Source organism: Helicobacter sp. 'house sparrow 1', from assembly GCF_900199585.1.
GTDB lineage: Bacteria > Campylobacterota > Campylobacteria > Campylobacterales > Helicobacteraceae > Helicobacter_H.
Window position 1 is genome coordinate 1 of record NZ_FZQY01000006.1, and the last position, 13,571, is coordinate 13,571.

10 protein-coding genes are annotated in these 13,571 nt (G+C 33.2%); 2 read left to right on the plus strand and 8 right to left on the minus strand.

Annotation, left to right across the window (positions count from 1 at the left end; translation table 11 throughout):
- Positions 1 to 375: 375 nt before the first annotated feature.
- The 7 genes from mqnF to gap all read right to left on the minus strand — a co-directional run bounded on the left by mqnF (position 376) and on the right by gap (position 7,000).
- The gene (mqnF, locus tag C6H31_RS03610) at positions 376 to 1,599 is read right to left on the minus strand and encodes an aminofutalosine deaminase family hydrolase (RefSeq protein ID WP_104697459.1); all 1,224 of its coding nucleotides are present in this window, start codon (positions 1,597 to 1,599) and stop codon (positions 376 to 378) included.
- The gene (gene mscS, locus C6H31_RS03615; protein ID WP_104697460.1) at positions 1,586 to 2,401 is read right to left on the minus strand and encodes a small-conductance mechanosensitive channel MscS; all 816 of its coding nucleotides are present in this window, start codon (positions 2,399 to 2,401) and stop codon (positions 1,586 to 1,588) included. The genes mqnF and mscS overlap by 14 nt, the downstream gene beginning before the upstream one ends.
- Positions 2,394 to 3,605, minus strand: a complete 1,212-nt coding sequence (locus C6H31_RS03620) for an amidohydrolase family protein (RefSeq protein WP_104697461.1) — start codon at positions 3,603 to 3,605, stop codon at positions 2,394 to 2,396. Before C6H31_RS03620 ends, mscS begins: the two co-directional genes overlap by 8 nt.
- A 52-nt stretch (positions 3,606 to 3,657) precedes the next feature.
- Positions 3,658 to 4,161, minus strand: a complete 504-nt coding sequence (locus C6H31_RS03625) for a ferritin (protein ID WP_104697462.1) — start codon at positions 4,159 to 4,161, stop codon at positions 3,658 to 3,660.
- 105 nt (positions 4,162 to 4,266) lie between these two features.
- Positions 4,267 to 4,791 carry a hypothetical protein gene (locus C6H31_RS03630; RefSeq protein WP_104697463.1) on the minus strand — a complete coding sequence of 175 codons (525 nt, stop codon included), beginning with the start codon at positions 4,789 to 4,791 and terminating at the stop codon, positions 4,267 to 4,269.
- Between the two features lie 67 nt (positions 4,792 to 4,858).
- On the minus strand, positions 4,859 to 6,001 hold the full coding sequence (locus C6H31_RS03635; protein ID WP_104697464.1) for a DegT/DnrJ/EryC1/StrS family aminotransferase: 1,143 nt from the start codon (positions 5,999 to 6,001) through the stop codon (positions 4,859 to 4,861).
- An 18-nt stretch (positions 6,002 to 6,019) separates the two neighbouring features.
- Entirely contained in the window at positions 6,020 to 7,000 is a 981-nt protein-coding gene (gene gap, locus C6H31_RS03640; RefSeq protein WP_199768132.1) for a type I glyceraldehyde-3-phosphate dehydrogenase, read from the minus strand.
- 163 nt (positions 7,001 to 7,163) lie between these two features.
- Here gap and C6H31_RS03645 point away from each other — a divergent pair, with 163 nt between their 5' ends.
- A complete protein-coding gene (locus C6H31_RS03645; protein WP_104697466.1) occupies positions 7,164 to 7,856 on the plus strand; it encodes a Bax inhibitor-1/YccA family protein in 693 nt (230 codons plus the stop codon).
- A 98-nt stretch (positions 7,857 to 7,954) separates the two neighbouring features.
- Positions 7,955 to 10,780 carry an excinuclease ABC subunit UvrA gene (uvrA, locus tag C6H31_RS03650; RefSeq protein WP_442778071.1) on the plus strand — a complete coding sequence of 942 codons (2,826 nt, stop codon included), beginning with the start codon at positions 7,955 to 7,957 and terminating at the stop codon, positions 10,778 to 10,780.
- 19 nt (positions 10,781 to 10,799) lie between these two features.
- On the opposite strand, the gene ileS is transcribed toward uvrA, so the two are convergent.
- The gene (gene ileS, locus C6H31_RS03655; RefSeq protein ID WP_104697468.1) at positions 10,800 to 13,553 is read right to left on the minus strand and encodes an isoleucine--tRNA ligase; all 2,754 of its coding nucleotides are present in this window, start codon (positions 13,551 to 13,553) and stop codon (positions 10,800 to 10,802) included.
- Between the last annotated feature and the right edge of the window lie 18 nt (positions 13,554 to 13,571).

Consider the following 13,571-nt stretch of genomic DNA (forward strand, 5'->3'; position numbering starts at 1 on the left):
GTTTTCATTTACTTTTTTTTACTTTTAGGGAGCTGTTTTTAACAGTTTTTAATAAAAATTTTTATTTAATTTTTATATTCATTTATGGCAAAAAATCTCTAAAAAATTAATACTAGTTAATTTATTTTTTAATGTTTTTAATCCAAAAATTTATTGGTTTGATTAAAATTATCTTTATTGTCTCTTTGTTATTTCTTGATTTTTTATGTAAATAAAATAAAATTCTCCTGATTCTAAAGAATGGTTTGTATGAGTTGTTTAGTTAAAATACATAAAATTTGATACCATCCAGAGATTTAAAATAAGCTTCTAGGTCCTGTTTGATTTGAAAAAACTAGAAGCTTTAATGAGATACTTTATAAGCTGTTTTACTTTTTATATCTTTATTTCCACTCCATCAACAAGAAGCTTTTTAACACATTTGGCATGGAGTAAAAAATGAAGTGCCTCTTGTGTGGATGAGGCTATATTGGGAATTTCAAATATTGAGAAATCAGCATCTTTTTGAGGGGATAGTATCCCATTATTTAACCCTAGGTTTTTGGCACTATAATGAGTTGCACACAAAATGAGATTTTGGCTAAGTTTTGAGGGTTCATAATCATAATAAGAAAAGAGTGCATATCTTAATTCATCAATGAAATTAAGATTGTTGTTTGAGCTCTTTCCATCTGTAGCAATGGAAATTTTGTTCCAAGCAATGGAGTTGAGATTTAGTAGTTTGTTATTTAAAAGTCTATTGGATCTAGGGCAAGTAACAATGCTTCCAGTAGAACAAATTCTCTCTAACTCATTTTGATTAGCAAAGAGACAATGCACAAAAAGTGTATCTAACCCTTCAAAGAGATTTAAAAATTCTTCGATTTCATAGAGAGATTTTGGCTCTTTGATACCCAAGGTTTTGATATAGAAATCTTTAAACCATCCAGAGCTATTTTCTAACCATTCCCTTTCTTGTAAGGATTCTAAAAAATGGACAGAAGTTTTAAGATCTTGTTTTTTTGCAAGATCTAGAACTTTTTTTGCCAAAATAAAATGCACGGAGTAGGGGGAATGTATCGCAATGGAAGGGATAAATTTTTTTGAAGCTAGTTGCTTTGAAGCTTCAAGGCGCTGTAAAAAGTTGCTGTATAGAAAATCTACTGCACTTGGGTTAGAACCTATGATTTCATTAAAAAACAAGACTTTAAGGGGAGATTGTGAAAGTGCTAGCATATCTTGACCATAGCTACTGATAGCACCTACACTTCCTACACCACTTTGTAATTGTTCTTTGATAGCATTTTGTAGTATTGTGTCATCATCTTGCAATACCTCATCTCGATTTTTTATCACACTATCGAGCCATTTATCAAAACCACCATAAGTAAAAGAGGTCGTATTTTTACTAAATTCAAAATGGATGTGAGGATTTATAAAACTTGGTAGTAAAACACAATCTTCATAAAAGATAGCATCTTGGTATTTTTTAGAAAGATCAGAGAAATTGCCAACCTCTAAAATTTCATTTCCAAAGGCTATTGCACCATTGTCTAAAATATCAAAGGTTTCATTACATAAAAAAACCTTGCTTGCACCTATAACTCTAATTTGTTGCATCTTGTTTGATTGTTATATCTAATTTATTAAAAGGTATTTCAATACCCTCTTTATCTAGAGCTACCTTTACCCTTTCAATAAGCTCACTTTTTACATTAAAAACACCATTTTCAATTTTTGCCCACACGCGAACCGTAAAATTTAAAGAGCTTGCACCAAGGTCAGTAATCCCTACAAAGGCTGGAAGATCATTATCAATCTTATCCATATTTGCAATCACTTCTTTGATAACACTCCTAACCTTTTCAATATCACTATTGTATCCTACACCACAAACCCACTCAATCCTTCTTCTCTCGCTATCTGTAGAATTAATAATATTTGCACCTACAATATTGCGATTTGGGAGAATAGCTAATCTATCATCAGCCATTCTTATTGAAGTATTAAAAAGATTGACAGCTTCGACTTTACCTGAAATTGTTCCAAGCTCTACCACATCATTTTTTTTAAATGGTCTTAATACAATAAGGATAATACCTCCAGCAATGCTTGATAGAGAATCTTTGAGGGCTAAGGCAATTGCTACTCCTGCAGTTCCTACTACTGTCAAAATTGAAGTAGTCTGTACGCCTAGAGTTCCAAGGGTAGTAACTACAGTAATAATGATGCAAATAATAAAGCCTAATTGTGCTAGAAAGTTTGCTAGGATCTCATCTTTTTTTGAAAGAAATTTTAGAATTCTTGATTTTGTGAATTTGGCAAAATACCACCCCATAATAAGCATAATAATGGCTTTTAAAAGATTGATACCTATAGTTTGTAGTAGAGGTAAATAGGATATGAAAAATTCTTTATTCATAAATCTTTCCTTTTAGGATTGTTTTTTCTATCTTTCCAAAAAGAGTTTGATTGAAATAGGGAGAATAGCTATCTTGGCATTTAAAGCTTGAGCTTAGATCCAGAATAATTAAGTCTGCATCATAATCTTTTTCTAATCTTCCCTTTGGAATTTTTAGGAAATTTGCTTGATTTTTTGAGGTAAGCTCAGAGAGTTTTTCAAGTGTGATAATATTTTCCTTGACAAGAAAAGTATATAGGATTGAAAAATAATGATGGATAATATCTACTCCACAACTTGCAAGTTCAAAAACCTTGTCTTTTTGAGAATTGTAGGTTGCATTTTGAAGACTGCTTAAGCAATGTATTTGATTATTTTGCAACCTTGAAATGAGTGCTTGTTGTTTATCTTTGTGCTTGAGAGGCGGAAACATTTTTGCCTTTGTTGCATAATTGATGTAGGCCTCTTCATTTAGAACTAGATGATGGACAGGAGTTTGTATCGTGATCTTTGCTCCTTTTTGATTGGAAAATAATACATCTTCAAAGGCATCAGTAATTGTTAGAAGCATTCTTGCTTGTGTATTTTTACTGATACAACACATTTTTATGATTTCTTTTTCCCAAGCAATGCTAGGAATGCTTGGCAGTCCAAGCTGGGTTGCTAAAAGCCCTTCATCTACCACGCCATAAGCAAGCTCTCTATCACAGGGTAAAGAAATAAAGGGAATATCTAGCATGTTTGCATAATGTGTGAGCGTAAGGAGATTTTGTCCTTCCAAATCTTGGCTTTGTATGTGAATAGCTCTTGCTCCTAAAGTTTTTAAAGATGCGATATTTGCAATTTTGTTTTGCATATCAAGGGGATAAATACTTGAGAAGATATTTTGTGGCAGAGTGTGATTGATGAGTTCAACAAGTTCAATGATAGATTCTGTGCTTGCTTGTGGATTATAATCTGCATAAAGAAGGACACTTCCAACGCCACCGCTTAAACATTTTTTTGATAAGGATTTTAGAGTTTGGGTTGAGAGAGATTTATTTTTTGGATAGATACCAATATCAATGAGTGCTGGTAGTATAACTTTGTCTTTACAATCAATAACTTCCTCACCGCTTTCAGGAGTAAGTTTAGAATCTATGGCAAAAATTTTACCATCTTTGACACGGATGTTAGATTCCCTAGTGCCAGAATAATCGCAAATTACGCCATTTATAAGCAACATAGTAAAATCCTTTTTTATGGGATTTTACTATATTTTTTTAAAGCTCAAAAGACTATTTGCTTCTTGTGAGTGCAATATTTTTGATGTATTCATCTGCGAGATAAAGCCCGCTACCTGCATCACCAATTAATTTTATTTTGTCTAAAATTCCTCTAAAAAGAGCTTCTTCTTCGTGTTGTTCTGATACATACCATTGCAAGAAGTTAAAAGTTGAATAATCCTTGTTTTTTAAAACAAAATCCACAAGTTCGTTGATGGATTTTGTAATTTCTTTCTCGTGTTTGAAAGTTTCTTCAAAAACTTCTAAAAGATCTTTAAAATTTGTTTTTGGTGCAGGAACTGCTGCAAGTTCTACTTTAGAATCTGTTTCATTTAAATAAGTGATTAATCTTTTAGCATGATCACTTTCTTCCCCTGCGTGATTAAATAAAAACTTACCAGCACCATCAAAGCTGTGCTCATAGCACCAAGAACTCATACTAAGATAAAGGTTTGCAGCATACATTTCTTTATTAACTTGCTGGTTTAGTAGTTTAATCGTCTCTTGTGATAACATAATAAATCTCCTAAAATAGAATTTTGTAATAGATAAAAACTATAGAAAAAAAATGTAAATATTTTTCATTTTTTTAAAAAAATGAGAATAAATAAAATCAGATTTTTACCTTAGGGAATTAATTAATTGTAAATAAGCCCTTTTGGTTGATTCTGAAAGTAATTTTTGTCTATCCTCTTTTGCAACAACGGCTTTTTTCCCAATTCCTAAAATCTTCTTGCCACTAATAGTAAGGGACTGTTCAGAACTAAAGGTTTTTGTCAAACGATCTCTTTTTAGTGCAAAACCAACTTTTACTTTAGCGACATTTTCCTGAGTTGAGGATACTATGCCTTCTTTTTTGTGAGTACTAAGACTGCTTGCATAGGTGATGATGAAATCATATGCTTCATCACTGTCACTAAAATCTAGACAATTGTCTTTCATCACTTCTTCTAAAGCAATCATGATTTCCTCATTGCTAATTTCTAAGTCATTGTTTTGAGCTTGTAAAATAGGTGCTTTTACAAAAGCATAAGGGCTCTGACATTTTGAAATTTCTGTTTGAGTATCTTTAAGATTTGAGATTGCACAACCACTAATACCAACTGCTAAGATAGCAGAACCTATAAAAGATAAGAATCTTGACATTATTTTGCCTTTAACTTCAAAATTTGGGTTCTAGATTATAACAAGCCTGAATAAAAAAATAAAAAAACTAAGTGTTTTTATTGCAAAACTCTTCAATCTTTTTTGCAATAAAGGCTACATGTTCTTCTTGGATATGTTCCCCCATAGGAAGAGATAGAATTGTTTTATCCCAGTTTGTTGCATTGAGTGTGGAGCGCACTATCGTGTGAATATGAAATTTGATTTCTTTCATTCTTCCAAGATTTTGTGGGTAATGAATGCGGGTTTCTATGCCATTTTGCATTAAAAATTCTATCAAGTCCTGCCTTTTTTCCTCCAGTTGTTTTTGGAGTCTAATAACATAAAGGTGCCACACACATTGGTAGTCATAGAATGGAATTTCAGGTAGTACTAAAGAATCTAGCTTTGAGAGATATTTTTGATAGAGTGTTGCAATATACCTTCGATGGGCATTTTGCTTATCTAAGTCTTGTAGCTTGAGATTTAAAAATGCTGCTTGAATGTTGTCTAATCTTGAGTTTCTACCAACAAAAGAAAGTTTTTCGTGAGTTTGACTGCCGTGGTTTGCAATACTCCTAGCACGAGATAAAAGAGTTTCATTATTACTAACAATACAACCCCCATCCCCAATAGCTCCCAAATTTTTACTTGGATAAAAACTAAAAGTTCCAATATCTCCAATGGTTCCAGCAAATAAGATCTCATTATCTAATTTTATTTTTGCTCCGTGTGCTTGTGAGCAATCTTCAATTAAAAAGAGATTGTGATCTCTTGCAATTTCTACAATCCTTGCAACATCACAAATACGACCATATAAATGGACTATCATAATAGCTGAAGTGAAAGGAGTGATTGCTTGTAAAAGAGAGCCTATATTGATATTGTAATTGTTATCACAATCCACAATCACTGCTTTATATCCCATATTTAAAATAGCCTCACAAGATGCTTTAAAAGTATTAGCAGGAACAATAATTTGGCTACCCTTTGGGAGGTTTAAGGATTTTATTGCAATTTCAAGAGCATCTGTTCCATTGCCTACCCCAACACAGCCCTTAGCATTAAGATATTTAGCAAAATTAGATTCAAATAAATCACAATAAGATCCACCTATGAAACTACTTGTATGGAGTGTTTCCTCTACAATTTTTAGATAAGTTTCAAAGTAGGGAGAATTGATTGCCTTAAGATCTAAAAAATCAACTTTCATTTCAAGTCTTTTAATATTTTAGTTAGTAACATATCTAGCTAGTTCAATTATTCTATTAGAATAACCCCATTCATTATCATACCAAGCCATAATTTTTACAAGATTTTGGATGCAAAAGCTTAAATCCTTTGCAATAATACTACTATGTGCGTTGCCTAGAAAATCACTACTTACGCCATATTTTTCATCAATGGCTAAAATTCCCTTTAACTCATTTTGTGCATAGGATAAGAAAAGATCATTTAGAGTGGATAGCGAGGGGGTTTTTTCTAGATTTAAGTTTAAATCCAACATTGAAACATCAAGCACAGGAACCCTAAGACTATGGCCATGTAGTTTATCTTTAAGATTTGGCAAGACTTTGTAGAGATTTTTTGCTGCTCCAGTTGTTGTGGGAATAATATTGGTTGCTGCAGCCCTTGATCTTCTTTTGTCATTTCTATGGGCACTATCCAATAGATTTTGATCATTAGTGTAACTATGGATTGTAATGATATTCCCAGATTGGATTTTAAAATGTTTGTCAAGAATATAGCAAATTGGTGCTAGGCAGTTTGTGGTGCAAGATGCATTTGAGATAATTGGTTGGTTGTCATAATCTTGATGATTGATTCCAAGAACAAAAGTTGGCATACAATCTAAACTTGGAGCAGATAAGATTACTTTTTTGACCCCTTTTTCTATATGATGCTTTAATTCTGCTTCTAAAAGAAATTTACCAGAAGATTCTATGACAACATCTGCATCACTAAAATCAAGTTTTTGAGGATCTGTCTCGTTGGAAGTGCGTATTTTTCTATTATCTATGTAGAGCTCATTGTCTTGAAATAAGACATCTTTAGAAAATTTACCATGAGTGCTATCATGTTCTAGAAGATAGGATAAGATTTCCCAAGAGCTAGGGTCATTTATTGCAACCAACTCCATATCGCTTTGCATAGAAATAACCCTTGTAATACTCCTACCAAGTCTTCCAAAACCATTAAGTGCAATTTTTATTTTTTTCATTATCCTTAGGTATCTAACTTATAATTTAGAAATTTCACGAAATTATAGCTTACAACAAAGTAACTTTTGTATTTTTATTAACAGATTTTTTGTAGTATTTAGCTCTAAAATGATATTTAAAATATCGGTAGATAGAAATCTAGGAGTGTTAGCAATGAATTTATACGATAGACAACAACAAGTGGGTGGATATTCTCAAGAGATAGAAAGCCAAGGGGGGTTAATAAGTTTTGTAAAGACTACTTATAAATTTTTTGCAGGAAGTTTGCTTTTTGCAACATGTGGCGCACTATGGGGCCTTTCAAATTTTGAGATGGTAATGCAATATAAGTGGGTGTTTTTCATCATTGAATTAGTGGCATTGCTTGGTTTAATGTTTCTAAAGACTACCCCAACGCTAAATATTTTTATGTTGTTTGTTTTTACAGCTTTTAGTGGAGTGACGCTAGTTCCACTTTTAGGGTTTGTAATTGCTACAAGTGGATTGAGCGCAATTTGGCAAGCTTTAGGAATGACTACAATTATTTTTGGAATTATGAGCATTTATGCAATTAAGACTCCAAGAGATCTTGCAGATATGGGTAAGATGCTATTTATTTCACTCATTGTGGTTGTAGTTTGCTCTTTATTGAATGCTTTTCTCTTAAAGTCTTCAATGTTTCAGATTCTAATCTCTGGGGCTTGTACAATTTTATTTAGCTTATTTGTAGCCTATGACACAAAAAATATATTAAAGGGTTTATATAGCAGTCCTATTGAAGCAGCAGTTGCGCTTTATCTTGACTTCTTGAATATTTTTATTAGTATTCTACAACTCTTAGGAATTTTCAATAGTAAGAATGATTAAGAGTTTTTTCATCTCTCTTTTTTGAGAGATGAAACTTCTTCCACACACTCAAGACTCAAATTATTACTTAGAATTTTTATTTTTAGAAAAGTTAGGAAATGGCAATGTTTGATACTATAAGAATCTTTGGTGCTAAAGAGAATAATTTAAAAGATATTAATCTAGAGATCCCAAAAAATAAGCTTGTTGTTTTTACTGGGCTAAGTGGAAGTGGTAAAAGCACTCTAGCATTTGATACTTTATATGCAGAGGGTCAAAGACGCTATATAGAATCGCTCTCAAGTTATGCAAGGCAGTTTTTGGATAAAGTGGGTAAGCCAAATGTTGATAAGATTGAAGGACTTACACCTGCGATTGCAATTGACCAAAAAACAACATCTAAAAATCCAAGATCTACTGTTGGAACCATTACTGAAATTTATGACTATTTAAGGTTGTTGTATGCAAGAGTTGGGATTCAACATTGCCATTTGTGTGGAAAACCTATTTCTCAAATGAGCCAAACAGATATTATCAATGAAGTTTTGAAATTGCCTCAAGATTCTAAACTGATGATCTTAGCTCCTATTGTTAAAGAAAAAAAGGGAAGCTTTGCAGATAAAATTGAGGCTTTGAGACAGAAGGGATATGTAAGAGCCTATATCAATGGAGTTCTAACTAGGCTTGATGAGGATATTGAACTCTCAAAAACCAAAAAACATACAATTAAAGCTGTAATTGATCGTGTGGTCTTAAATGAGGATAATAAAACTCGTATTGCACAGGCAATTGAAAAGGCTTTAGTGGAATCTTTTGGAGAAGTAGAAGTTGAGATATTGGGTGAAAAAAATAGATTGTTGCACTATAGTGAGCACTTAGCTTGTTTTGATTGTAAGGTAAGCTTTGAGGCTCTTGAGCCTTTAAGCTTTTCTTTTAATTCCCCTAAGGGTTCTTGTGAGGATTGTGGAGGTTTGGGAAGTAAGTATAGTATTGATATTAAGAAGATTTTAGATAGATCTTTACCTTTGAATAAAGGGGGAATTAAGGTAATTTTTGGTTTTAATCGAAATTATTATGCAGAGCTTTTTATGGGGTTTTGTAGAGCAAATAATATTGATGCAAATAAAAGCTTTAGCGAGTTAGATGAGCAAGATCAAAAATCTCTTTTATATGGAAATAGTGTTGAGGTTGAATTTATGTGGAAAAATTCTCCGCTAAAAAGACCTTGGAAGGGAATTTTGCAAATTGCATATGATATGTTTAAAGATGAAAAAGATTTAAGTGATTATATGAGCGAGAAGCCTTGCTCTTCTTGTAATGCACATCGACTAAAGCCTCAAATGTTGGCTGTAAAGGTTGGAAATAAGGGCATAGGTGAAGTGATTGATATGCCAATTGAAGAGGTGTATAATTTTTTTATTAATGAGGAGAACTTTAGCTATTTAAGTCCTCAGCAACAATTTATTGCAAGCAGTATCTTTAAAGAGATTAGAGAAAGATTATTTTTTCTTTATGATGTGGGATTGGGATATTTGAGTTTGGGTAGAGATGCAAGAACTATTAGTGGGGGAGAGAGCCAAAGAATACGCATTGCCAGTCAAATAGGAAGCGGTCTGACAGGAGTAATGTATGTTTTAGATGAACCTAGTATTGGATTGCATGAGAGGGATACGCTAAAACTAATTAAAACACTACGAAGCTTGCAACAAAAGGGCAATAGTGTAATTGTGGTAGAGCATGATAGAGAAACTATAAAACATGCAGACTACATTGTGGATATTGGACCTGCTGCAGGTAAAAATGGTGGGGAAATTGTGTTTTGCGGTAGTGTGGAATCCATGCTAGAATCAAAGACACAAACTGCACAATATATCAATCGCGAAAAAGAAATCAGACATCAGTATTTTAGAAAGCAGGAAAAATTTTTAAAAATCAAAAATGTAAGCATTAATAACATTTCTAATCTTAATGTGGATATTCCATTATCAAATTTTGTTTGTGTGACAGGAGTAAGTGGTAGTGGTAAGAGCTCTTTGGTTTTGCAAACCCTATTGCCGGTTGCTCAAGAATTGCTAAATCATACAAGAAAAATTAAAAAATGTGATGGAGTGGAAGTTGAGGGATTGGAGTTTTTAGATAAGGTCATTTATTTGGATCAAACTCCAATTGGAAGAACTCCAAGAAGCAATCCTGCAACTTATACAGGTGTGATGGATGATATCAGGTTATTGTTTAGTGAAGTAAAAGAAGCAAAAATGCTGGGATATGGAGTAGGGCGCTTTAGTTTTAATGTAAAGGGTGGAAGATGTGAAAAATGCCAAGGGGAGGGCGAGATAAAAATTGAGATGCATTTTCTCCCAGATGTGATGGTAAAGTGTGATGTATGTGATGGGGCAAAGTATAATAAGCAAACTTTAGAAATTAAGTACAAGGGAAAATCTATTGCTGATGTTTTGGCAATGAGTGTAGATGAGGCATTGGAGTTTTTCTTAAAAATTCCAAAAATAGCTTCGAAACTGAAGACTTTGCAGGAAGTGGGGCTTGGTTATATTACCTTGGGACAAAATGCAGTTACACTTAGTGGCGGAGAAGCACAAAGAATTAAGCTTAGTAAAGAGCTTAGCCGTAAGGATACAGGAAAAACACTTTATGTTTTAGATGAGCCTACAACAGGTTTGCATTTTGCAGATGTGGATAGGCTTACTAAGGTGTTGCATTCTCTTGTGGAACTTGGTAACTCTGTTATTGTAATTGAGCATAATCTAGATATGATAAAAAATGCTGATTATATTATTGATATTGGACCAGAGGGTGGTCAAAAAGGTGGAAGACTTGTAGATTGTGGTAGTGTAGAAAAAGTGGCAAGAGACTACAAAAAAACAGGGAGTTATACAGGAGAGTATCTTGCTAAAGAACTCCAAGAAATGCAGAAGAATAAAAGATAAAAAGTGATAAAAGGGCTTTTTAAGCCCTTAGAGCACTCTCACATCTTTGGCATAATAACTCGCCACTTTCAACTAAATATCTCCAGCACCTTGGACACTTGTCCTTAGTTGCTCTAGCTAAAAAATACTCCTTATTGTTTACTTCAAATTGGCAAAGCACTTCATTAGGTTTTTGACTGATTGTTTCACTTACAATCAACCATTTATCCAGAAAATTACACTCTAAATCAGGACTATAAACCGTGATTTCAAGACCTGATTTGATCACCTTTTCTTTCTTGAGATTGTCAATTATTTCTCCAAATTTTGAACGCAGTTCGCATAATTCTTCAAAATCTTCTACTAGATTGATAGAATCTAAGAATTTTAGATCAAATTTTTTTAGGTCAAATACATTTCTTAAATTTTCTTTCAAAAGATTTGGAGCAAATTCAATCACTTCATCAATTGTATAAGTAAGAATTGGTGCAAGTAAGTGGCAGAGATTTTTTAAAATAATAAACATTGTAGTCTTTGAGGCTTGAGATTCTGTGCTACTAGGTTTGTTGCAATACAGGCCATCTTTGCAAAGATCTAAGTAAATACCACTTAATTCATTGCTGATGTAGTGCATCAAGGTTTGCAGTCCTTTTACAAAATCATATTGATTGAAATAGTCTTCTACTTGCGAGAATACTTCTTGAGTGGTTTTTAAAATCCAAATATCAATGGGGCTAAAATCATTGTTATTGCAAAGTTCTTTTAAGTCATTGATATTTGCAAGCAAGAATCTTAAGGTGTTGCGGATTTTTTTATATTGCTCTCCAACTTGAGTGATGATATTTGTAGATATTCTTAAATCGCTATGATAATCATTCATTGCTACCCAAAGACGCAAAATTTCACTACCTTGATTTTTTAATATAGTTTCAGGAGCAACAATATTGCCCTTACTCTTACTCATCTTCTCACCTTTTTCATCAACAGTAAAACCATGAGTGAGAACACTTTCAAAAGGAGCTCTGCCATTTAAAATACAACTTAGCAACAAAGAACTTTGAAACCAACCCCGATGCTGATCACTGCCCTCAAGATACATATCCGCAGGGTATTTACCAGCATCATAAGAAGGATTATTTTTATTGGTTTTTAAAACTGCTTGCCAAGTGCTACCGCTTTCAAACCATACATCAAGAATATGCATACCCTTTTCTAAATCCTTAGCCCTGTGCTTCCAGCTTTCTGGTAGGAGTTCTTTTATATCCTTACTCCACCAAATATCACAACCTTCTTTTTCAAAACAACTCTTGAGGTAATCAAAAATTTCATCATCAAAGATATGTTCTCCTGTGCTTTTTTCTTGAAAAAATGCAATAGGAACCCCCCAGTCTCTTTGTCTTGAAATACACCAATCAGGTCTATTTTCTATCATTGACCTTATTCTATTTTTTCCAGTTTTTGGATAAAAGGTCGTATTATCAACAGCTTCAAGGGCAAGTTGCCTAAGTGTTTTATTGTCTTTAAAAGGCTTATCCATCAAAATAAACCATTGGGTAGTTGCACGATAGATTACAGGTTCATGCGATCTCCAGCAATGTGGATAGGAGTGGGTGATTACAACATGCTTTAATAGAGAATCTTTAAGTAGAACAAGAATATCCTTTTGTGCCTTAAAGATATGTTTTCCCAAAAATTCTTTTGGAAGTAGGTTCTTGTGAATGATTTGTTCACTATAACAACCCTTATCATCTACTGGCATCAAAACTTCTAGGTTGTATTTAAGACTGATATGATAATCCTCTTCTCCATGACCTGGGGCAGTATGAACAGCTCCTGTCCCATCTTCCATACTAACATGATCGCCTAAAATAATCAGAGAGGTCCTTTGATTGAGAGGATTGATTGTTTCTAGGTTTTCTAAATCCTTTGCATCAAGTTCTTTGATAATGGTTTCATCCACAACACCATTTTCCACAAGCTTCTGATGCAGAGCCTTTGCCACAATAAAACCCTTTTTTGTCAGAACATAAATAGAGTTTGGTCTTAGTGCAATAGCAACATTTGCAGGAAGAGTCCAAGGTGTAGTAGTCCAAATCACCAAAGAAGCATCATTGATTTGGAGCTTCTCTAATGCTTGATTTGAAAGTTTAAAGGCAACAAAAATAGAATCTGATTGTTTGTCTTTATATTCTACTTCAGCATCTGCCAAAGCAGTTTGACAAGCCCAACTCCAATACACAGGCTTGTTTCTTTGCACTAATAATCCAGTTTTTGCAACTTGACAAAGTGTATGAAAAATTTCACTCTCAAATTTAAAATCCATTGTTTTGTAGGGATTTTTAAAATCCCCAACTACTCCAAGTTGCTGAAATTCTTGACTTTGGATATTTACAAACTTATCAGCGTGATTTCTGCATAATTCTCTAATTTTTACCACACTTAACTGCTCTTTTTTTTCTCTACCAAGAGCTTTTTCTACTTGTTGTTCAATAGGTAGTCCATGGCAATCCCAACCAGGTGTGTATCGAATACTTTCACCTTTAAAGTAGTGATATTTAATGATGATATCTTTTAAAATCTTATTTAGTGCGTGTCCAATATGTAAATTTCCATTTGCATAAGGAGGGCCATCGTGTATAATAAAGTCTTTTGGAGCATTTTTGGTATTCTCTAGCATTTGCTCATAAACCCTGTCTTGCTTCCATTTTGCATAGCGTATAGGTTCCAAACTCGGTAAATTACCTCTCATTGCAAAACCTGTTGTAGGTAAGGATAAAGTCTCTTTATAATCCATTAGAAAATCCTCATTATT

What these genes read in the sequence shown, in the direction of transcription:
- mqnF (WP_104697459.1), bottom strand. Translation starts at nt 1,599, where the DNA reads ATGCAACAAATTAGAGTTATAGGTGCAAGCAAGGTTTTTTTATGTAAT.
- mscS (WP_104697460.1), bottom strand. Translation starts at nt 2,401, where the DNA reads ATGAATAAAGAATTTTTCATATCCTATTTACCTCTACTACAAACTATA.
- C6H31_RS03620 (WP_104697461.1), bottom strand. Translation starts at nt 3,605, where the DNA reads ATGTTGCTTATAAATGGCGTAATTTGCGATTATTCTGGCACTAGGGAA.
- C6H31_RS03625 (WP_104697462.1), bottom strand. Translation starts at nt 4,161, where the DNA reads ATGTTATCACAAGAGACGATTAAACTACTAAACCAGCAAGTTAATAAA.
- C6H31_RS03630 (WP_104697463.1), bottom strand. Translation starts at nt 4,791, where the DNA reads ATGTCAAGATTCTTATCTTTTATAGGTTCTGCTATCTTAGCAGTTGGT.
- C6H31_RS03635 (WP_104697464.1), bottom strand. Translation starts at nt 6,001, where the DNA reads ATGAAAGTTGATTTTTTAGATCTTAAGGCAATCAATTCTCCCTACTTT.
- C6H31_RS03645 (WP_104697466.1), top strand. Translation starts at nt 7,164, where the DNA reads ATGAATTTATACGATAGACAACAACAAGTGGGTGGATATTCTCAAGAG.
- uvrA (WP_442778071.1), top strand. Translation starts at nt 7,955, where the DNA reads ATGGCAATGTTTGATACTATAAGAATCTTTGGTGCTAAAGAGAATAAT.
- ileS (WP_104697468.1), bottom strand. Translation starts at nt 13,553, where the DNA reads ATGGATTATAAAGAGACTTTATCCTTACCTACAACAGGTTTTGCAATG.